Source organism: Streptomyces sp. AM6-12, from assembly GCF_044327085.1.
Classification (GTDB): Bacteria; Actinomycetota; Actinomycetes; order Streptomycetales; family Streptomycetaceae; genus Streptomyces.
On record NZ_JBIQWN010000001.1, the window covers coordinates 36,512 to 56,081 of the forward strand.

17 protein-coding genes are annotated in these 19,570 nt (G+C 69.4%); 9 read left to right on the plus strand and 8 right to left on the minus strand.

Annotated elements, in window-relative coordinates; all coding sequences use genetic code 11:
* The first annotated feature begins 813 nt into the window (after nt 1-813).
* Nucleotides 814-1,056: a hypothetical protein gene (locus tag ACE4Q9_RS00210; RefSeq protein WP_397982127.1), complete on the plus strand. Its 243-nt coding sequence runs from the start codon at nt 814-816 to the stop codon at nt 1,054-1,056.
* A gap of 554 nt (nt 1,057-1,610) precedes the next feature.
* On the opposite strand, the gene ACE4Q9_RS00215 is transcribed toward ACE4Q9_RS00210, so the two are convergent.
* From ACE4Q9_RS00215 to ACE4Q9_RS00225, 3 genes are read right to left on the minus strand one after another with little or no spacing between them, the layout of a single operon-like run.
* On the minus strand, nt 1,611-1,946 hold the full coding sequence (locus ACE4Q9_RS00215) for an STAS domain-containing protein (RefSeq protein ID WP_397982128.1): 336 nt from the start codon (nt 1,944-1,946) through the stop codon (nt 1,611-1,613).
* Nucleotides 1,943-3,283, minus strand: coding sequence for a PP2C family protein-serine/threonine phosphatase (locus tag ACE4Q9_RS00220; RefSeq protein WP_397987074.1), 1,341 nt, complete (start codon nt 3,281-3,283; stop codon nt 1,943-1,945). Before ACE4Q9_RS00220 ends, ACE4Q9_RS00215 begins: the two co-directional genes overlap by 4 nt.
* Nucleotides 3,283-4,086, minus strand: coding sequence for an alpha/beta fold hydrolase (locus ACE4Q9_RS00225; protein WP_397982129.1), 804 nt, complete (start codon nt 4,084-4,086; stop codon nt 3,283-3,285). The genes ACE4Q9_RS00220 and ACE4Q9_RS00225 overlap by 1 nt, the downstream gene beginning before the upstream one ends.
* A gap of 320 nt (nt 4,087-4,406) precedes the next feature.
* Between ACE4Q9_RS00225 and ACE4Q9_RS00230 the strand changes: the two genes are divergently transcribed.
* Nucleotides 4,407-4,859, plus strand: a complete 453-nt coding sequence (locus ACE4Q9_RS00230) for a hypothetical protein (protein WP_397982130.1) — start codon at nt 4,407-4,409, stop codon at nt 4,857-4,859.
* A 14-nt stretch (nt 4,860-4,873) separates the two neighbouring features.
* On the opposite strand, the gene ACE4Q9_RS00235 is transcribed toward ACE4Q9_RS00230, so the two are convergent.
* The gene (locus ACE4Q9_RS00235; RefSeq protein WP_397982131.1) at nt 4,874-5,944 is read right to left on the minus strand and encodes a protein kinase family protein; all 1,071 of its coding nucleotides are present in this window, start codon (nt 5,942-5,944) and stop codon (nt 4,874-4,876) included.
* Nucleotides 5,945-6,080: 136 nt separating this feature from the next.
* On the opposite strand from ACE4Q9_RS00235, the gene ACE4Q9_RS00240 reads away from it, so the two are divergent.
* On the plus strand, nt 6,081-6,914 hold the full coding sequence (locus ACE4Q9_RS00240; protein ID WP_397982132.1) for a transposase family protein: 834 nt from the start codon (nt 6,081-6,083) through the stop codon (nt 6,912-6,914).
* Nucleotides 6,915-8,317: 1,403 nt separating this feature from the next.
* Here ACE4Q9_RS00240 and ACE4Q9_RS00245 read toward each other — a convergent pair.
* The gene (locus ACE4Q9_RS00245) at nt 8,318-8,650 is read right to left on the minus strand and encodes a helix-turn-helix transcriptional regulator (RefSeq protein ID WP_397982133.1); all 333 of its coding nucleotides are present in this window, start codon (nt 8,648-8,650) and stop codon (nt 8,318-8,320) included.
* A gap of 103 nt (nt 8,651-8,753) precedes the next feature.
* Between ACE4Q9_RS00245 and ACE4Q9_RS00250 the strand changes: the two genes are divergently transcribed.
* Complete coding sequence (locus tag ACE4Q9_RS00250; protein ID WP_397982134.1) at nt 8,754-9,158, plus strand: STAS domain-containing protein; 405 nt, start codon at nt 8,754-8,756, stop codon at nt 9,156-9,158.
* Nucleotides 9,159-9,195: 37 nt separating this feature from the next.
* Here the strand turns inward: ACE4Q9_RS00250 and ACE4Q9_RS00255 are convergent, their stop codons facing one another.
* Together ACE4Q9_RS00255 and ACE4Q9_RS00260 are read right to left on the minus strand one after the other, a co-directional pair.
* Complete coding sequence (locus ACE4Q9_RS00255; protein ID WP_397982135.1) at nt 9,196-9,624, minus strand: hypothetical protein; 429 nt, start codon at nt 9,622-9,624, stop codon at nt 9,196-9,198.
* 1,276 nt (nt 9,625-10,900) lie between these two features.
* Nucleotides 10,901-14,413 carry a hypothetical protein gene (locus ACE4Q9_RS00260; protein ID WP_397982136.1) on the minus strand — a complete coding sequence of 1,171 codons (3,513 nt, stop codon included), beginning with the start codon at nt 14,411-14,413 and terminating at the stop codon, nt 10,901-10,903.
* Between the two features lie 527 nt (nt 14,414-14,940).
* Here ACE4Q9_RS00260 and ACE4Q9_RS00265 point away from each other — a divergent pair.
* Nucleotides 14,941-15,327, plus strand: a complete 387-nt coding sequence (locus ACE4Q9_RS00265; RefSeq protein ID WP_397982137.1) for a hypothetical protein — start codon at nt 14,941-14,943, stop codon at nt 15,325-15,327.
* A gap of 275 nt (nt 15,328-15,602) precedes the next feature.
* On the opposite strand, the gene ACE4Q9_RS00270 is transcribed toward ACE4Q9_RS00265, so the two are convergent.
* Complete coding sequence (locus ACE4Q9_RS00270; RefSeq protein ID WP_397982138.1) at nt 15,603-16,067, minus strand: zinc-binding dehydrogenase; 465 nt, start codon at nt 16,065-16,067, stop codon at nt 15,603-15,605.
* Between ACE4Q9_RS00270 and ACE4Q9_RS00275 the strand changes: the two genes are divergently transcribed.
* Genes ACE4Q9_RS00275 through ACE4Q9_RS00290 form a run of 4 tightly spaced genes read left to right on the plus strand, consistent with a single transcriptional unit; the run spans nt 16,066 to nt 19,565 of the window.
* Entirely contained in the window at nt 16,066-16,542 is a 477-nt protein-coding gene (locus ACE4Q9_RS00275) for a GNAT family N-acetyltransferase (RefSeq protein ID WP_397982139.1), read from the plus strand. The two genes, ACE4Q9_RS00270 and ACE4Q9_RS00275, sit on opposite strands and share 2 nt — an antisense overlap.
* A gap of 8 nt (nt 16,543-16,550) precedes the next feature.
* A complete protein-coding gene (locus ACE4Q9_RS00280; protein WP_397982140.1) occupies nt 16,551-17,798 on the plus strand; it encodes an MFS transporter in 1,248 nt (415 codons plus the stop codon).
* 8 nt (nt 17,799-17,806) lie between these two features.
* On the plus strand, nt 17,807-18,802 hold the full coding sequence (locus tag ACE4Q9_RS00285; RefSeq protein WP_397982141.1) for a thymidylate synthase: 996 nt from the start codon (nt 17,807-17,809) through the stop codon (nt 18,800-18,802).
* Between the two features lie 25 nt (nt 18,803-18,827).
* Nucleotides 18,828-19,565, plus strand: coding sequence for a hypothetical protein (locus ACE4Q9_RS00290; RefSeq protein WP_397982142.1), 738 nt, complete (start codon nt 18,828-18,830; stop codon nt 19,563-19,565).
* Nucleotides 19,566-19,570 lie beyond the last annotated feature (5 nt).

Consider the following 19,570-nt stretch of genomic DNA (forward strand, 5'->3'; position numbering starts at 1 on the left):
GCTCACGTCACCGTCCGTCAGGCCAAGCCAAGTCCCGCGCGGTGCCACGTAGAGTCGGCACCACGGGGTCCCTGCGCACGCTTCGCACACGCGCGAGTGACCGACAAGCACCGCTTGTGTCCGGTATCCGGAACCTGGGCCGTCGATTTAGACGTTCTTGGCCCAGCGGTGACCGGACGCAGACCTGATGTGGCCGTCGGCTTTTGCCTGAACGGCCCGACACCGCCATGACGGACATCAGCCACGACACCTCGGAGCGCGGGTGGGGCCGGCTTCCCCAGGAGCTGGAAAACTATGTCGTCTGCCCGCCCCACAGGGCAAGCCGGTCCCGGTTGGCCGTCGTGCACGGGGTCGCCCGGCTCGGGTGCGAGCAACTAGCTCGGACATCGCCGCCTGCTGGTAGGCCACAACGTCATACGCCCGGCCCCGCAGCGGTGGTGACGGTGGTGGCGCACGACTTCTCGCGCACCACCACGCCGGCGCGAATGGCGCACTCGTACTGAAACGGGAGGCGGGGGGGGTCCCCCGGCCCGCATCCTGCCCCCGGCCGGCTCGCCGGGATCGGCCGGGCAGGCCGGGCCGGTGTGCTAAGCCGCCGGGCGCGGACAGGAGGTGCCCAACCGTCAGTGCGGCCACAGGATGGTGCCGGAGCGGCGAGAACGCACGAAGGCGTGCTCCGAACGGGTGACGTGTCGCTCTGGGAGTGCACGTTCGAATGTCTGAGGTGACCCTCGAAGGTGCGCTTCCCGGTCCGGGCTCCCGTCCGAGGCGCCAGGGCCTGGGGGACGCGCCGGATTGGAAAGGAGTTGCCGCATGAAGATCGGAATCGCACGCAGCCTCGCCGCCGGGCTCACAGCGACGATGCTGGCCACGGGGGCAGGCGTCGTAGCGTCGGGTACCGCCTCCGCGGCGCCGTCGACCACGACGGTCAGCCACGCCGCACCGACCGTCGGGAAGAAGTGCCACAAGGTCAAGGGCCACTACCGGACGGTCACGGCTCACGGCAAGACCAAGCGGGTCTGGGTCAAGCCCCACAAGGTCTGCACCAAGAAGTAGCCGCTCGAGCTGCTGCCGGAGGTGCCCGCCCGCCGGCACCTCCGGTCCCGCGTCTTCCCCCTGCCCCGGAGCCCCTCGACATCGCGCTGCTCCGAGCGCCTGGGCTCTCCGGCTATTCCGGGCATGATTTCCGTCCTGTGGCTACTCGCGAGGACGGGGTTCGGAATACAGCCCCCGTGCGAGTCCTCCGGGGGAGCTCCTGGAGGACTCGCGCGTTGTGGGCGACGGCCACCGGACGGATCCTGAGAAGGATGCGGAGGGTCGCATCGCCGCTGCTTGCGCCGCAGAGCGCCAAGGAACTCCTCCTCGCTCGCCCCGGGGGTGTGCGACCCACGTCAGCCAGCTGTACTTGGGCAGGAAGCCGGACTTGTGCAATGCTCGCGGCGACCGCGCTCGCCGCCAGCTACGTGCGCGGGCGGCCGCGCCCGTGGCCATGACGGGCAGCCGGTCGGATCCGGTTCACCGGCGCGTGGGTTTACGGCGGCGCCGCCCGCCAGGCGGAACCGATGGGCGCTACCGCGCGTATGCCGGCTCCTGGCTGTACGAGACCGTGCCTAAGCGTGCGTTGCGTCAGTGCCAGTGTGGATGGTGAAGACGTGGTCCAAGCCGGTGATGGCAAGGATGCGGAGGGTGTCGGCGGGCACGGCGGTCAGGACCGCGTCGGCGTTGGCGGCACTGGCGTACTGGCGCGCGGCCAGGAGGGCGGTGAGGCCGGTGGAGTCACAGTATTCGAGGCCGGACAGGTCGATGGTCAGGCTCTGCCCTGCGTGCAGGTCGAGCTGTTCGACCCGCTCGCGCAGGGCATTGGCCTGGTCGTAGTCGAGTTCGCCGGCTACGTGCAGGACGGGCCCGGTGCCGGTGTTGTGGTGGGTGATGGTCAGCGGGCTCATTGGAGTTGATTCGTCACCGGGCTCTGGGTCGGGTGGGTGGAGGGGACGCCGAGGGCGAGCAGGGCGGTGTCGTCGTCCAGGCCGTCGCCGAACCTCTCCAGCAGCCCCGTCAGCGCGCTGATCATCGCTTGGGGGGTGGCGGGTGCGTGGTCGGTCGCGAAGGCACGCAGGGCGTCGTCGCCGAATAGGTGCTCTCGGGTGGGGCCGGTGCGGGCCTCGGTGAGGCCGTCGGTGTAGAGCAGAAGCGTGTCACCGGGGGCGAGGGTGGTCTGGGCGGTGCTGAACGGCGCGGCGGGCAGGGCACCGACGAGGAGTCCGCCGGGGGTGGGGAGGTAGTCGGCTTGGCCGTTGGCCCGCATGACCAGCGCCGGAGGGTGTCCCCCGGAGGCAAGGCGCAGCCGGGTGCGGCCGCCGGGGTCGGGGGGTTCGATGACGCCGAAGATGACGGTGCAGAAGCGGGGGTCCCCGCCCGCGGTATACCGCTCGTGAAGGACGGCGTTCAGCGTGGCCAGTGCTGCGGCAGGTTCATGATCGTGCAGTGCCGCAGCGCGCAGGGTGTAGCGGGTCAGTGAGGTGAGGGAGGCCGCTTGGGGGCCCTTACCGGACACGTCGCCGAGGAAGAACGCCCACCGGCCCTCGGCGAGGGGGAACAGGTCGTAGAAGTCGCCGCCGAGCCGGTCGGGGGAGGCGGTGTGGTAGTAGACGGCCGCTTCCAGCCCCGGCACGGCGGGCAATGTGGAGGGTACGAGGGACTGCTGGAGAACGGCGATTGCGGCGGACAGCCGTTCCCGGTCGGCTTCGGCCTGGCGCCGGGCCGCTTCCGCCTCCGCGTGGGCCCGTTCGGCCTCGGCGCGTGCGTCTTCGGCTTCTTTGCGGCGTCGCAGGAGTTCCTGTTCGTAGGCGCGGCGGTCGGAGGCGTCGAAGACGGTGGTGCGGATCAGCAGTGGCTCGCCTTCGGTCCCGTGCTTGACCACGGAGGACACCAACACCGGCAGCCGGCGTCCGTCGGTGCCCTTCATCTCCAGGGCGATTCCGCGCAGTTCACCCTGCATGCGGAGCAGCGGCGCGAAGTGCGTCTCGTGATACAGCTTTCCGCCGACGGTGAGGAGATCGGGAAAGCGGAGCCTGCCCACCACCGCCTCGCGCTGGAGGCCGAGCCAGTCCAGCAGGGTGGTGTTGATCTTGGCTATGGTGCCGTCCATCAGGGTCGACAGATAACCGCAGGGGGCCGCTTCGTACAGGTCCTCGGCGCTGTCCTCCAGCAGCGCCGTGAACGCGGCGTCCGTCGTGGTCTTCCCGGCCTCCGGCGGGTCCGGTTCCTGCCCGGTGCGGCACATCATCGCAAGGACTCCAGGAAGTCGAGCAATGCTTCGTTGGTGGCCTGCGGCGCGCTCAGCTGCGGGCAGTGCCCGGTCGCATCCAGAGTGACGAGGCGGGAGGTGGGGATGGCAGCGTGCACGTACGCGCCGACCTCGCGGGGCGCGATCACGTCCTGGGCGCACTCCAGCACCAGGGTCGGCACCGTCACACTCTTCAGGTCCTCGCGGCTGTCGGACAGGAACGTCGTGCGGGCGAAGACCGCCGCGATGTCAGGGTCGGTGGCGCAGAAGCTGTTGGTCAGCTCCTGCCCCAGTTCCGGCCGCTCGGGATTCCCCATGATCACCGGCGCCATCGCGGCAGACCAGCCCAGATAGTTCGAGTCCAGCGAACCCAGCAGCTCGTCGATGTCGTCCGCGGTGAAGCCGCCGCGGTAGCCGTCGTCATCGATGTAGCGGGGAGAGGGGGCCACCATCACCAGCGCCCCGATCCGCTCCGGCGCTTGGCGCGCGGCCAGTACCCCCACCATGGCGCTGACCGAATGCCCGACGAACACCGCGCCCTCCAGCTCCAGCTCGTCGCAGACTTCGACCACGTCCTGGGCATAGCCCTCCAGCGAGGAGTACCGCTCCCGGCTGAAGGCCGACAGATCCGAACCACCGGAGCCGACATAGTCGAACAGCACCACCCGGTACCGCTCCTCCAGGGCCGGCACTGCCAGCCGCCACATGTTCTGATTACAGCCGAAACCGTGCGCCAGTACCACCGCCGGCCCCTCAGCCAGACCCGTCACGGTCACATTGTTTCTGCTGCGAATATCCATTACGGCATTCTCTCACCCAGCGCGCGTGCCCCGACCGAGGGGCGCCGGGGCAGGCGCTGCCCACGGTCGCGCAGCCGGACCAGTCGCTGTCAACGCAACCCCAGCGGGTGGGCTCCACGCAGTCGAGTGGGTGCGGAGCGCGGTGGGGTCCACTGAGCCTCCGCCAACCTGAAGCAGCAGGTCAGCGGCCTGGTGTGACCGGCTCTCGAAGTACTCGCGCTGGTCGTGGGCGGCTGTCTGCGGAGTAGATCGTCTGACAGAGCCGGACGGTTCGCTGGTTTCTACTCGCTGGGGTCAGGCGGCCATTTACGATCCGGTGCATGGATCCCGAGCTGCTGGAACGGATCACCGCGCGGCGCGCGGAACTGGATGAACTCGAAGCACAGCTGGCCAAGCAGCTGGCGGAGGTGCGGGCCGAGCGAGACGAACTTGCTGTCGCCGAACGGGTTCTTGAGCGGGTGAGCGAACAGATCGCTGATGAGCGCGTCTCGGCCACGTCGGTGCCCACGCAGGTGGGTGGGCGGGCAGTCATGCTGATCCCACACCGCACCTCCGATGTGAAGGAGAACGCGCTCCCGCCGGACTACCAGCGCATTCTCGCCGCCGTGCGACAGGCCGCTGGACCGGTCATGGCTCGGCAGGTCGGCGAGATGCTAGGAGTGGACGTCAACATCCGATCCAAGCTGGAACCGCTACGCGGAAAGCTGGTCCGACTGGTCGACCGGGGCTGGCTGCGGAAGCTACCCGACGGCCGGTTCACCACCCGCCTGTGACCGGCGGCTGCTGATCACGTACTTCGCCCCATCCGACAGATCGTTGCCAGCGGATGGGGAGCTGCTCGGCTCTCCTGCTGAAACTCACGATAGAAGTCGCCCATCACCGCGGCGACGGGTGCGTGACGGACAAGGAGCGCCGCGACCCACGCGGGAACCCCCTCTGGGGGCACCCCTTGGGCGCACGCATTCACAAACGCCTTGCGTTCTTCCGGTGTGTATCCGTAGAGAGCGACGGCCAGCCAGTTCACCAGGTGGGTGACGGCGTAGTACTGGTCGTAGGTGCGGTGCTGGTCGAAGAAGTCGGCCTCGTCCCGTGCGAGGTCGAAGCGTGAGGAGATCGCGAGGCCGTAGTCGGTGAAGAAGAGCCGCTGGCCGTCGGTGAGGATGTTCTCGAAGTGGGCGTCGAAGTGCAGAAGCCCGCGAGCCTTCATGAACGCGATGCCGACTTTCAGCTCGTCGTCGACCATGGCGCAGGCCCGCTCGGCCGCCTCGTCACCGGCCCCGATCTGGACGCCCAGCCAGTCGTGCAGGTTCTGCGGGATGTACTCCAGGAACAGCACAAGGCTTGCCGTGGAATGCTGGAGAGCTTCGATCCGCCGGCGTACCGCTGATCCGCCTCCCCAGTAGGCGACAGCTCGGTCCACATCGGCCAGTTCCTCGGGCAGCGGCCGGCCAGAGTCTGGGATCACCCGCCAGTGGTACATCAGGGGGAAACCCTCGTAGTCTCCCGCGACCACCCAGTTCGTCGTCATGGTGTGCGCGGCCAGCTCCCGCCAGGCCCCGAACCCCGGGCCGCCGATGGTGCCGATGCCGTAGTGGCAGAAGGCCGGAAGTTCGAACAGATTCGCGGTGGAGTGAACATGCTCCGGCCGTCGCTCCAGATCGGTCAGCCGCACCTGCTTGACGAAGACCCGGGTTCCCTCGACCTCCAGCAGGACCGTCTTCCCGCCGATGCCCGACCCCAGCGGTGCTGCGGCGTCCACGAACTCGCGCAGACTCCGGTCACTGCGCAGAGCCAGCGATGTGGAAACGGCACCGTGGGCGGCCAGACGCGCACCGAGGGACAGGTCAGGACCCTTCACTCACTCCTCCTACCGTGCCCCACTTCTTGTTTAACGGCTCCAGCAGACACCGGAACAGGGCAAAGACCACCCTCCCACGTTGGAGCCTGTCGAGATGTGGCGTAACTGGAGGTGTTCCACGTGCCGTTGAGGCTGTGTGACGAGAACTGAACAGCCTGCCGAGAATTCCAGCGCGCTTACTTACCAGTGCCGTTTATCGCTGTCCACGCGCACCGTCAGCCACCTCGCCGGTCTGCTGCGACGCCATCTGAAGGCGATCCGCTCCAGGTGGCGGATCCTGCCGCCCGGAAAGATCGCGGTGATCGTCCTGGCCGTGCTGCGGCACGACCAGCGCTTGGCCGACATGGTCGGCGGCAACGACGTGTCCGAGTCCACCGTCCGCCGCTGGCGGGACGAGCTAATCGGCCTGCTCGCCGCGCAAGCCCCACGCCTGGACCGTGCCTTGAACAAGGTCACCAAGCAGGGCGGGGAGGTGGTCCTGATCGACGGCACCCTCATCCGTACCCAGCGTCGCACCGGCAAGGCCGACCGGCGGAACTACTCCGGCAAGCACCGCAGCCACGGCCTGCACTTCCTCGCCCTCACCGACGAGAACGGGCGCCTGATCTGGATATCCGCCGCCCGGCCCGGCCGCACCCACGACAACACCGCCGCCCGCCATGACCACATCCTGACCCACCTGCGAGCCGCCGGCCTCGGAGCGCTGGCCGATCTCGGCTTCCGCGGCCTCGACAACGACATCCTCGCCCCCGTGATCGTCACCGGCTATACCGCCAGCCGAACCCACAGGCTCACCCCCGGAGAGAAGAAAGCCAACCGCATCCTCGCCGTGGGGCGCGCACCGGTTGAACACGGCTTCGCACACCTCAAGAACTGGCGGATCCTCACCAAACTCCGCACCGAACCCGCCCGCGCCACCCGTATCCTGCGCGCGTTGCTCGTCCTGACGAACCTCGAAGTCAACCGCTGACGGATGATCTTCCCCGCGGACTCCCGCCCACAACCAGCACGAGCGCCCCGAGGACCGATCACACCAGCCCCATGACCTGCGTCTTCAAGTTGGCGAAGGCTCAAGGCACCTCTTAACGCCTTCCAGATCGCCTTCGAAGGACGCCTCACCCCCACCACCAGCCACTGAATCTCAACAACCAAGATCAGCCGTTGACTGGACACACCCGATCGGGGTTCCAGCGTCTCCCCCGCACGGACGGGTGCTGGGCCGCCGTCCGGTCGCTCGGAGAGACGGACCGAGGCACGCCGCCGGACGGCGGATGGTGGGCGGCCAGGGCGGTGTGCGTGTGCAGCGCGTCGTCGTGGCGGTCGAGAACCACGGTGACGGGCGGCAGCGGCGGGGCGGGAGGCATGGGCGGCGTAGTCAGGCGAGGCGGCTGAAGGCCCAGCGCAGCCGCTCCTGGTCCCGGAGTGCGACGCTCGCGAAACGGTCCAGGCGTTCGTACAAAGCGCGGACGAGCCGGGCCCTGTTCTGGGCACACTGCGCGGTGCCCTCCGCCGGGACGTAAGGGCGCCCGGTCTGCGTCCTCGAGGACTACGTCGGCGAGGGCGCGGGCGGCATGATCTTCGGGCGGCAGGTCCGCGGCGCGGGCGACGCGGCGCGCGGCCGCGTCGCCGATCCGGTTCTGCGGAAGCGGGGCCGGCGCGGCGGCCGAGCGGCGCTTCCCGGCGTCCTGTAGTCGCCGACGCTGCTTGCGCAGCTCCTTGTCCTTGTCCGCCTTCGACCTCGGCTTCCGGGGCGGCTTCCGGATCGGCTGCCATCCCAGGGGCACATCGGGCTCGGGCTCCCGGTCCTCGGCGAGCGCGGCGGCCAACTGTTCGCGGGCGCCAAGGGCGTGGGCCAGAGCGTCGTCGGGCTTGGGGCGTTCTTGCGGAGTGTCCACGTGTCCACGTGACTCCTGTGGTTCGGCCAGGCGTGCCGGGCTGCCGGGTGTGCGGCGGCGGGGCCGTCGCCGGGGCGGGCTGCGGTCGGGGGCCGTAAGCGGCCTCGCGCGCCCGCTTGCTGTCCTGGAGCGTGGCGGCCAACTCCGCGGCGGCGGCCGCGTCACCGACACCGCCGGCGCCACCTGCGAGAACGACGCCACACCGTCACCGTCGGCCAGACCGTCACCTGCCGCGTCACCATCCGCAACACCGGGCGGTTGAGCGCTGCCGAGCCGCTCCTCGCACCGCCCATGGTGCGCACGTCGGCCGTAGGCGCACACTGTCCGCCCCGCCGCGTGCCACGGCGTGGACATCTGAGCAGTGCTACCGCCCGTGTGGTGGCGCTGCCGGGCGAGGCACTCTCCTGCCGGGCGACGCGGCCGTCAGCGGACCGGACGCGTTCCCACCCGGGCCGGTGGCAGGCCGTTTTGCCGCCTGTCAGTGGCGAGCGGTGGCCAGCACAGTGCGTTCGGTTTCGTCCTGTACGAGCAGGGAGAGCAGCGACGCCACGGGCAGGCCGGCTTCGGCCGGGTGGCGCAGCACCTTGTCCGGCTCGATGTGGTAGGTGTTCGTGCGTCCCTCGCGGGTGTGGGAGAGGTAACCGTCCTGTTCGAGGTCCGAGATGATCCGCGCTACGGCGCGCTCGGTCAGGCGGCAGTGAGCGGCGAGGTCGCGGATACGGACGTTGGGGTTGTCGGCGATGGCTGCGAGGACGCGCGCGTGGCTGGTGATGAACGTCCATCCCCTGTGTGTCTCGTGCACTCCGGCCATGTCGGCATTCTATGACCGTGCTTGCCTGAACCCATTTACATGACATAGTTTTCACGTAACAGGTGGCGTGATCCCGTGAGAAACGATGAGAAGGAGCTCCGGCATGGTGTGGGACGAGGCCGTCACCCCGACCCTTACGAGCGGCACCAGCGCGACGCTGGCGGCGGAGCAGACAGAGGCGTCTGTCGCACACGGGGCCGACGTGCTCCAGTACAGCCGGCACGGCGCCTGGGTGATCGAGGCTCACGGCGCCTACGACCTGCAGTCGATCCAGCCCCTGGCCGACGCGCTGGACGCCGCGGCCAAGAAGTACCCCAAGGTGGTCCTGGACGCCTCACACGTCACCTTTGCGGACTCGACGTTCCTGAACCTGCTGATCCTCACCCATCAAGCGGCCACCCTGCGCCTGGTCGCGCCGTCCGCCCCCGTCCGGCGCCTCTGCGCCATCACCGCCGTCGACACCGTCCTGGAGATCCGGGACACGGTCGACGACGCGACCGCCTCGTAGGGTCACAACGCCCGACCCGCAATTCTCATCGCGATGCTCACGGCGCCAGCGGGGTGGCTACCCCCCCATCGGCGCGGAGATCCCCTCCTCGATTCTCGCGGTCGACACCCAGTTCCGGATCGGGACGGACACTCTGCGTCTCGACTTCGGGGGCGGCATCAAGCAGCGTCGACGTCAACCCGGCAACAGGGCACTGGAGTGCCGGGTGAGGCCGCCAGGAGGTCAAGGCGCTGTCGGTGCATGCAGCCAGGCCGTGCCACTGCTTGGGCTTGTTGATGCGCCGTTCGACGGTGTTGCGCTGCTTGTAGGTATCGGCGTCGAAGCCCGGCACCGAGGAGGCGGCGGCGTAGCCGTCGGGCTTGTCGGTGAGGTTCTCCGAGGGGACCGGCGGGGCGCCTTCGATGTAGCCCATGAGCTGTGGGTCGAACTGGGCCTGGCCGACCCATTCGGTGACCAGGTCGCCCACCTTGTAGCCGGTGATGAGGGCTGACCGTCTGACGCCCCGGCCCCGTGCCGACAGAGCACGGTGCCGGGAGACCCCACCGAGCGAGGCGCGTTGCGGGCGGCCGGGCAGGAGGTCCGTGCGCAGATGGCTGAGCCGGGTGCGCGGCTGGTGCAGTTCTGCGAGGTATCGGTCACTTACCCGAGCAAGCGCGTCATGGCGGCCGACCCGGCCGGTGAGCTGGTGCCGGCTGACTGGAGTCGTGCCGCGTGGAATGTCCTGCGGGAGGAAGCGGAGCCGATCGCCGCGCTGGCTCGGCCTGTGGACCTCTACTCCAGGGACACCAGCCGCTCGTCATCGAGGTGGACGGCATCCGGTTCCGGACGGTCACCCGGGGACTGGCCGTCGACTGGGTCTCCCCCACGGTCGGGCAACGCCCCCGGCCATGAACTTTCCGGTGAGATCGGCGGCATCGAGTTCGTCGAACCCGCCGACCTGCCCGCCCTGATGGCTCAGGACGACGCCCGCCGCGCCCTGTCCGCGCCCACCCCCTGGACCGGGACGAGGTCCTGCGCGCCGCCCGCGCCCGGCACCACTTCCCCTTTCGTACCGGCACGGCCCCGGAACACCTTCCCGTACGCCAGGTCAGGGGCTGGCTGTTCGCACCGGACTGCTGCGCGCTCGTGCTACTGGAGCCGGACACGGGCGCGGCCTGCCCGGCGGCACTCCCGAACTCCAAGACCGCGGCGACCCCGCGCTCACCCTGCGCCGGGAAACGTTCGAGGAAGCCGCAGCCGAGTTCGATGAGCCGCGGTTTCTCGGGCACCTCTCCGCCCCGGACGAGACGTGCACCCGCCTACGGTACGCCGCCACCCTCACGCACCTGGGACCTCCGCCCGTGGATCCGGCCACCGGCCGCGCCTCCATCCGCATCCCGGCCACACCCGAGCAGGCCCGGGAGCTCTTCGATTGGGGACCTCCGGCCGCCGCTCAGCTCGCCGCCGTCCACCACGCCCGCGCACGCGTGCCCGGCCCAAGGCCGGGCCGTTATCGCAGCGAGGATCCTCATGAGCGACACACCATTCGTCGTCGGCAAGTCACTCATGGCCGCCCGGCTCGTCCTCCGGCAACGCGACGGCCAGGGCGGCGACTTCGTGCCTGAGTGAGCTGCGTCCGACCAGTCTGCCCTGGGCCACTGACAATCCTGGCCGGATTTCGCGTAGCGAGCTCAGCCTCTCCCCGGCGGCACGAGGCGCAGGTGGCCGGTGGGCTTCTCGCTGCGCCGTCGGCCGCGTGTGTCTCAGCAGCTGACATGTGCTCCGGGTAGATCGGCCAGCAGGTCGGCCCAGTGGTGCGTTCGGCTGGCCTGGCAGATACGTCCGGCTGTCCATTCCGGGTCAAGGCTCCATACCCGTCGATCGCCGAGGTCGCCGATGGTTGCGAGGGTGCGGCCGTCAGGGCTCAGCGCAGCTGCCCTGATGCCGTCGCTGTCGCCGTCGAGGACAGCGGCTGTCCGAGCTGTGTCCGTCTGCCACATCCTGATCGTGTGGTCGTAGCTGCTAGTGATCAACGTACGCCCGTCCGGGGTGAAGGAGACTCCCGAGACGATGTCGGTGTGCCCCTGGAGTACGGCGATGGAGCGGCGTCCGGCTACGCTCCACAGCCGCGCGGTCCGATCACTGCTGGCCGTGGCGAGCACGCCGCCGTCAGGACTGAACGCCAGTGCCATCACCACGTCCGTGTGGCCGTGGAGTACGGCGATGGTGCGGCGTGCGGCCACGCTCCACAGCCGCGCGGTCCGATCACTGCTGGCCGTGGCGAGCATGCCGCCGTCAGGACTGAACGCCAGTGCCATCACCGCGTCCGTGTGCCCGCGCAGTACAGCGATGGTGCGGCCCGCGGCGACATCCCACAAGCGCACCGTCCCGTCGTAGGATCCGGTGGCCAGAGTGCGGCCGTCAGGGCTGAAAGCTGCCGATAGGACCGTGGTGGTGTGTCCGGTGAGGACTGCGGTCTGCCGGTGCCTCGATGTGTTCCACAGCCGCACCGTGTGGTCGTAGCCTCCGGTGGCCAGCGTGCGGCCGTCAGCGCTGAAAGCCAGCCCCCACACATCCCCTTGCCCCGATCTCCAGGCGGCGGCCTGTCGGTGCCGGTGCAGGTCCCAGAGCAGCACCGTGCCGAAGGCAAATGTGGTGGCGAGGGTGCCGCCGTCCGGACTGAAGGCGACCCGGTTGGCCGACGCAGTATCGCCGAGTACGGCGGTCTTTCGGCGGGTCGCTGCGTTCCACAACTGCGCTACTGGATCTGCCGCCGCGAAGGCGTCGGCCGTCGCGAGAGTGCGACCGTCGGGGCTGAACGCCACCACATCGGAGTCACCCGCCAGGGCACCGATCGCCCGGCGGGTTCGAACGTCCCAGAGTTTGACGCCGCCGAAGCCGGCGGTGGCCAGAGTCCGGCCGTCCGGCGAGAAGGTGACAGCGGTCACAGATTCCCCGCGCCGGTCGAGGACGGCGGGATCGCGAGGTCCTGTGACATTCCACAACCTGGCCGTGCCGTCGTCACTGGCTGCCGCCACGGTACGCCCGCTCGGTGCGAAGGCCAGTGCCCGGACGGCGTCCCTGAATCCGGTGAGAGTGTGGGTGACGTGCCGCGACGCCGTGGACCAGAGGTGCACTGCACGGTCTGTGCCTGCTGTGGCCAGGATAGCGCCGTCCTGGGAGAAGGCCAGGGCCGAAATGGCCCCGGTGTGCAGATCGAGGATGGACGCCGTGCGCGACGTGGCCGTGTTCCACAGCCTGACCGTGCCGTCGGAGCTGCCGGTGGCCAGGGTGTGTCCGTCCGGGCTGAACCTCACGGCGTTGACGGTGTTGTCGTGGCCGGTGAGGGTGGCAGTCTCCCGCTGTGTGCCGGTATCCCAGAGTTTGACGCTGTGGTCGGCACCGGCGGTGGCGAGGGTGTGTCCCTCCGGACTGAACGCCACGGCGTTGACCGCGTCGGTATGGCCGGTCAGCGTTGCAGTCAGCTGATGTGTGCTGGTGTCCCAGAGTTTGACGCTGTGGTCGGCACTGGCGGTGACCAGGGTGTGCCCGTCCGGGCTGAACTCCAGCGCTTGGACGGCAGCGGTGTGGCCGGTCAACTCGTTGGCTGTGTACTTGGCGTAGGAGCTGAGCAGGCTGCCGCGGGCCTCTGCTGTGGGCGCCGTCCGAAAGCCCTGGAGCGCCAGCATCATGGCCGCCTCCGGCAGCCGGGGCAGCACCGCCTCGGACCGGGCTGCCAGTTCCCGCGACTGGGCGATGTCCCGCTGCTGGTCCGCTGTGTGCTGGGCGTGGACGGCGTAGAGGGCGGTGACCGTTGCCAGCAGGGAAAGGAGGCCGAGTAAGGCAACTGCCTGGTGCCGGAGACGGGTGCGGCGCCGCACCGCCGCCTCTTCGGCGAGCCCGGCAGCGAGGCACGCGTCGAGGAACTCCTTCTCGGCGTTGGAGAGAGAGGACCGGGGCAGGGCGGCGGCGACCGTCAGGCGCACGCCTCGGTACAACGTGCCCGGGTCATCTCCCAGTTGCTTCCAGACGCGTGCCGCTTCTGTCAGTTGCCGGTGGACTCGCAACTGTTCGCGGGCCTCGTCGATCCAATGGCGTAGCCGGGGCCACGCCGTGAGGAGGGCTTCGTGGACCAGGTCGACGGTGTCGTGGTCCAGGGTGAGCAGGCGGGAGCGGGCGAGGCAGTCAAGGACGATGGACGTGTCGGTCGGGTTGCCGAAGTCGAGCTCCGCGCGCGAAGCAGGCCGTCGGGTGTCGGGAGTTCCCTCGCCCGGGGTGACCAGACGCAGCAGGATCCCGCGGGCAAGGTCGCCTTGGGCCGGGGTGAGGCGAGCGTATGCGTCCTCTGCTGTGCGGGCTATCGCACCGTGCAGACCGCCCACCGTTTCATAGGCTTCGAGCGTCAGAGCGCGGCCTCTGCGGCGCTGCCACGTCTCCAGCAAGGCGTGTGACATCAGCGGCAGCGCGCCAGGTTCGTCTTCGACCTCGTCGAGGATGTGGGCGGTCAGGGCGCGCTCGACGATCAGACCGGCGGTCTGGGCAGGCTTGACGATGGCTTCGCGCAGCTCCTCCCGGCTCATCGGACCGACCAGCACGGTGGCGTCCTGAAGAGCGGCGGTCAGCTGGGGGTGCTCAGCGCAGCGGCCGAGGAAGTCGGCGCGTACGGAGATGACGACGCGCAGCTGGTTCGCTGGGTCGGTCGCGGCCAGGAGCCGGTCGATGAACTGGTCACGTTCGGCTGGGCTGGTACACAGCGTGTAAAGCTCTTCGAACTGGTCGACGAGCAGCCATGTGTCGCCGTCCCCGTCGGCCGGCACCAGGCGCTGAGCGTGGGTGCGCAGGGGGTGTTCTCCGGGGGTGAGCACGCGCACGGCGGTCGGCTGCGGACCGGCAGGGCCGGGGGCGCGCAGACGCGGGAGGAGGCCAGCGCGCAGCAAGGAGGACTTACCGCTCCCCGATGGGCCGAAGACTGCTGTGAAGCGTCCCGCGCAGGCCTGCTGGAACAGGCGGTCGGTGAGCCGCTGACGGCCGAAGAACAGACCGGCGTCGGCGGGTTCGAAGCGGGCCAGTCCCCGGTATGGAGGCTTGGCGTCCTCATCCTCTGTACGAGGCTTGGCCGCCGCTTCCGCAGCTGTCTGGCGCCACCGCGCCTCCCACTCTCCCGGATCCCCGCCGCAGGCTTGGACGTAGGCAAGGACCACCGGCAGGGTCGGTAACCGCTCACCGCCCGCCGCCTGCGACAGCGTGCTCGCCCCCTGCCCCGTGCGCTGCGCCATCGACCGGTACGTCGGACTGCCGGCGTCCGTGCGGAGCTTGCGTAGTTCGAGCGCGAACCGCGCAACCGGCCCGGTACTCGGGTCAAGTGGGCTTTCCCGACGTCCCGCCATCGACGCCTCCCCTACCTCGTCCCGCCTCCCCCGTGGATGCGGCGCTGTGGCTCGCGAAGCTACGCGCGCCCGCGGCACGAGGACAAACCAAGGGCGCGTTCTTTCGCCAGCGGCCGCACATGTGCCTGTGGCCTGTGCTGCGGCCATTGATCAGGGTGGCGAAGCGGGCTGTCCATTCAATGCCCGGCCAGGTGAACTCGGTCTGGTCAGCCCCGGATAACCCTGGCAGGTCAACCGGGGGAACAGGGTGCGGCGCCCGTCTTGCAGGGAAGCAGGCAGGTGCTGCGTCCAGGGGGTCCGGGGCTGGCACATGGCGGCGCGCGTGCCTGCGCGCGCCGGCCCCGACCGACAACGGAGGGACCGAGATGAGGACCACAAGGCATCAGGAAGCCGACGGGAAAGAAGGGACCTTCTCCATGCGTCTGACGACTGTCACCAGGGCAGTCGGCGTCGCCGCCGCGACCGCACTCCTCGCGGTCGGCGCTGTCGCTCAGGCCCAGGCGTCTCCGTCTGCCGGCTACATCGGCGACGGCTACGCCAACAACACCCACGGCGTGTGGTGCGTGCAGCACCTCGTCAACGATGTCGCATCGTCCAAGGGCAAGGGACGCCCGCTGGACGAAGACGGAAAGTGGGGTCCGAACACCAAGAGCTGGGTCAAGTGGTACCAGGGTGCCTCCGGCCACAGCCTCGACAAGGACGGCATCGTGGGCAAGGGCACGGGCGGCTGGCTGCTACTCGACGGCGACTCGTACTACGGCGGCCACAACTATTGCTACACCTACGTCCCGTCGTACTTCTGAGCCGTTGCCAACGCATCATCGTTGAAGCGGCTCACCCCTGACGACGGCCTCCTTGAGACCGAGTGCAGAGGTGCGTGCCCGACGGTGGTGGCACGGGCCCGGACGCGTATTCCGCGACGGCCTGGGCCGGCAAGGTCCCGGCAGCATTCCAAGCGCCCTGTCCCCGGCAGCTCCAATGCCGAGGGCAGGGCGTTTGCGTAGTGACCGCCGACATCACGTCCCATGATGCGACGGCGCACTCCGTGTCGGAGCATTGCTCTTCAGGCTGCTGGAGGTCATGGCCTCTCGTGGGACGGTTCGGAGGGGTTGATGACAGCCATCCACATGGGCTCCGTACGGGTCTGGAGCATGTGCAGGGCGGTGCGGACGCCGGCGAGCGGGTAGCGGTGGGTGATCAGGTCTTCCGCCTGAAGGAGGCCGCTCTCCATCAGGCGCAGGACTTCGTGGGCGTCGGAGCGGGTGCAGGAGCGAGTGCCGATGAGGCGCCAGCAGTTGGTCATCAGGGTGAGGGCGGGGAACGGGCAGGGCGTGGGGTTTCCGCCCATGTGGACCATGGTCGCGCCGGTGGCGAGGGCGGCGGTGGCTTGCCAGGTGGTGGGGCCGTCGGGTGTGTAGTCGAGAACGGCGTCCGCGCCCTGGGGCAGCAGGTGGCGTAGCCGGGCGGTGAGGCCGGAGTTGGTTGTCCAGTCGGTGTCCAGCTCTTCCAGGGCGACGGTGTCGGAGGAGTACTTCCGCGACATGTTCGGCTACCGCTACCCGGTGGGCCGCGGCGGCTGGCGGGACTGGATCGACAAGCACGGAAAACCCTCGTACCACGACGCGACCTTCGTCCTGTGCTCGCCCGAGGACGGCGCCGCCCTCGGGCTCGGTGCGCTGCGCAATCCCGGCTCCGAGGACAGGTCGGCCGAGGTCTCGCTGGCACTCGGCGACATCAGCAACCGAGGGCTTGGACTCGGCCGCGAAGCCGCGCTGCTGATGGCCGAATTCGGCTTCCACGTCATGGGACTGCGCCGCATCTACGCCTGGGTCCTCGCGCAGAACCTGCCCGCGGCCGCCGCGTGTCAGGCGGCCGGCGCCGTCCAGGAAGGGGTGGCGCGCAAGGCCAGGCTGGTCAATGGCACCCCGGTCGACGCAGTGCTCTACGGCGTCCTCGCCGAGGAGTTCGCCGAGCGGATGAGGGTGCTCCACCGGCAGTCGGACACCTCCCAGGTCTGACCGCCTCGATGAGTGAGCACCCGGCCCCGGTGTCCGGCCCGTCCCAGGCTGGTACCCGCTCGGGTCGGCCCCGGTTCGGCCGCGATTTCTGGCTGCTGTGGTTCGGGCAGGGAGTCTCCAGCGTCGGCTCGGCGGCCAGCGATCTGGCCTACCCCCTGCTCGTGCTGCAACTCGGCGGGACCCCGTTCAAGGCCGGCCTCGTCGGGCTGGTGAGCACGGGTTCGCGACTGCTGCTGCGCCTGGTGGCAGGGCTGGTGGTCGACGTCTGCTCCAGGAAGCGTGTGCTGATCTGGTGCGACATCGGCCGGGCCGCCACGGCCGGTGGCCTTGCCGCGGCGGTCCTGACCGGGACGGCCGGCTACCCCCTTGTCCTGGGGGCGGCCTTCCTCGAAGGTGCGTTCTCGGTGTTCTTCTTCTCGGCGGAACGCGCGGTACTCCCGTACCTCGTCCCCCGCGCGCGGCTGAGCGAGGCGATCGCACACAACCAGGTCTACCTCCAGGCCGCGACCATCGCCGGAGCGCCCGTCGGCGGGTTTCTGTTCTCGCTGGGAGCGCCGGTGCCGTTCCTCGTCGACACCGGTTCCTACCTCGTGTCGCTCACCACCGTGCTGGGCATCACCGCCCGCCTATCCGGCACGGAGCACAAGGTGCGGCTGGCCACGTCGGAACTGTTCCAGGGCATGCGCTGGGTCTGGCACGACCGGCCGGGCCGGGCGAGTCTCATCTATCTCTGCGGCATCAACGCGATCGTCGCGGCGATGCCGTTGGGCGTCATCGTCGGTCTGCGTACGGCCGGTGTCGCACCGGCGGTCATCGGAATACTGCTTGCCTGCGGCGGTGTCGGCGGGGCCGCCGGGGCGCTGGCCGTGCCGTGGCTGCGCACGAAGTACCGTGACGGCGCCCTGCTGGTCGCCCTGGGGTGGCTGTGGCCCCCGATGCTCGCGGTCCTCGCCGTCAGCTCGGCACCCTGGGCCGTGGCAGTCGTGATCTTCTTGCTTGCCACGACCATCGCCCCGACACAGAGCATCATCTTCGGCTATCAGACGGCGCACGCACCGGACGAGTTGCAGGGCCGCGTGCACTCGGCGGTGAATCTGCTCAGCAATGCCGTCACGTCGTTGGCGCCGGCGGCCGTGGGAGCACTGGTGACGTGGGGCGGCTATCCCGCGACCGGTGCGGCACTGGCCGTGGGCGCGCTCACGATGATGGCGTGTGCCACCACATCCCGTTCCATCCGACAGTTCTCCAACCGCTGAGGAGCAAGATGTCCCCCTACGACACGTTCGCCCAGGCCTATGCCGGAGAGCTGGAGAACATACTGTCCCAGGGCGCCAAGGTCCCGTCCGTGCGGGATCCGCTGTCCAAGGCTTCCGGCTTCGGCGCTCAGGACAGGCCCTACCGTGAGCTGCTCGCCCACACCTTACGCATCGGCTCACCGCGGTCCTGCCTGGCCTTCACGCCTCTGCTGCCGGTCCACCTCCCCTACTGCTTCGGTCTGGCGGCGTGGTCGCTGGACGGCAGGGACGATGTCGGCACACCCGCCTACTACCGCCGCGGCGCCTACGAATACTCCGACGACCAGCACACGCTGAGCGGGGCGTTCGGCCGACGGCTGCTCGCCGCGGCGCCGGGGAACCAGCTGTCTGCGATCATCGAGCGGATCCGGCGGGACCCGGCGCACCGCCGGACGTTCGCCGTCATCCTCGATCCCGCGGACCACTTCACACGGTCCCGCGAGCACCCCTGTGCCGCCAGCGTCCAACTCTTCCTGCGTGACGGCGCGCTCACCTGGATCACCGTGATGCGGGCGCAGCAGGCCCTGACCGTGCTGCCCTACGACGCCTTCCTGTTCATGGTGATGCACCAGGTCGCCGCGGCCCGGCTGGGTGTCGCCTGCGGCCCCTACATCCACCAGTCCGGCACCTTCCATGTGTACGAGAACGAGATCGAGTTGGTCGGCAAGCTGATCTCACAACCGGTGACGCCGGTGGAGCTGCCCGCCCTGCCCAGCGGCCCGGACGACGTGCGCGCCGCCGTACGAGAACTCGTGGACCTCGAACGCGGACTGCGTACGGCGGCCGACGCGGGTGACAGCGCGGCCGTGGACCGCTTCGCCTCCATGGAAGCGTCCTTCGCCTTCACGGAGGTCGCCAGGGCCTGCCTCACCACCTTCGCCTACCGCAAACTCGGCGACGCCGAGACCGTCGTCGACAGCCCCGCCGTCACTCCCGCGGTCACCGATCTCATGGCAGCGATCTGACGCGCGGAAGGAGCGGAGGAGAGCAGTGGCCAGTCACCAGGGTTCCGCACCGCACGGCTTCGTCACCGGTTCCGGCCGCTGCGGTACGACATCTCTCGCCGCGGCCCTCGACCGCACGGCCGTCTCCCTCGCGGGCACCCGTGTCCGGGCACGGCACGAGACACACGCGAGAGAGCTGGTCCGTCGTCTGCTCGCCGGTGACCAGGAAGGCGCCGTCGCCCTGCTGCACGGCATCGGACCCGGCATAGAGGTCTCGCCGTACCTGATGTTCCTCGAGGACCGGCCGCTGCCGGGAGTGCCACTCGTCGCACTGTGCCGGGACGGCCGCAGAACCGTGGCCTCCGGGATGAACGACGGGTGGTACTACTGGACCGTGCGGCCACGCGAGGCTCACTGGTCACGGCTGCAACCCGCCTTTCCCGGCGACCGTTTCGAGAAGTGCTGCCGCTTCTGGTCGTGGACCTACCGCAGGCTGCTGGACTGGGAAGCGCCGATCGTCCGCATGGAGGACATCCTCGCCCCCGGCCCGGAGCGGAACCGGCTGTGCGAAGCGCTCGGGCTGTCACCTCTGCCCGGTTCGCTGCCACGCAAGAACCACGATCGGTTCGGCAAGGCGAAGTTCGCCGTGCTCACCAGGCGACGGGCGAACGGCCCGCAGGACTGGACACCGGTCATGCGCGCGACGTTCGAGACGCACTGCGGCGAGATGATGGACCTGCTCTATCCGGGCTGGCGCCACACCGGATGGGGCGGTGGCGCATGAGCATG

What these genes read in the sequence shown, in the direction of transcription:
- ACE4Q9_RS00210 (WP_397982127.1), top strand. Translation starts at nt 814, where the DNA reads ATGAAGATCGGAATCGCACGCAGCCTCGCCGCCGGGCTCACAGCGACG.
- ACE4Q9_RS00215 (WP_397982128.1), bottom strand. Translation starts at nt 1,946, where the DNA reads ATGAGCCCGCTGACCATCACCCACCACAACACCGGCACCGGGCCCGTC.
- ACE4Q9_RS00220 (WP_397987074.1), bottom strand. Translation starts at nt 3,283, where the DNA reads ATGTGCCGCACCGGGCAGGAACCGGACCCGCCGGAGGCCGGGAAGACC.
- ACE4Q9_RS00225 (WP_397982129.1), bottom strand. Translation starts at nt 4,086, where the DNA reads ATGGATATTCGCAGCAGAAACAATGTGACCGTGACGGGTCTGGCTGAG.
- ACE4Q9_RS00230 (WP_397982130.1), top strand. Translation starts at nt 4,407, where the DNA reads ATGGATCCCGAGCTGCTGGAACGGATCACCGCGCGGCGCGCGGAACTG.
- ACE4Q9_RS00245 (WP_397982133.1), bottom strand. Translation starts at nt 8,650, where the DNA reads ATGGCCGGAGTGCACGAGACACACAGGGGATGGACGTTCATCACCAGC.
- ACE4Q9_RS00250 (WP_397982134.1), top strand. Translation starts at nt 8,754, where the DNA reads ATGGTGTGGGACGAGGCCGTCACCCCGACCCTTACGAGCGGCACCAGC.
- ACE4Q9_RS00260 (WP_397982136.1), bottom strand. Translation starts at nt 14,413, where the DNA reads ATGGCGCAGCGCACGGGGCAGGGGGCGAGCACGCTGTCGCAGGCGGCG.
- ACE4Q9_RS00265 (WP_397982137.1), top strand. Translation starts at nt 14,941, where the DNA reads ATGCGTCTGACGACTGTCACCAGGGCAGTCGGCGTCGCCGCCGCGACC.
- ACE4Q9_RS00275 (WP_397982139.1), top strand. Translation starts at nt 16,066, where the DNA reads ATGTTCGGCTACCGCTACCCGGTGGGCCGCGGCGGCTGGCGGGACTGG.
- ACE4Q9_RS00270 (WP_397982138.1), bottom strand. Translation starts at nt 16,067, where the DNA reads ATGTCGCGGAAGTACTCCTCCGACACCGTCGCCCTGGAAGAGCTGGAC.
- ACE4Q9_RS00280 (WP_397982140.1), top strand. Translation starts at nt 16,551, where the DNA reads ATGAGTGAGCACCCGGCCCCGGTGTCCGGCCCGTCCCAGGCTGGTACC.
- ACE4Q9_RS00285 (WP_397982141.1), top strand. Translation starts at nt 17,807, where the DNA reads ATGTCCCCCTACGACACGTTCGCCCAGGCCTATGCCGGAGAGCTGGAG.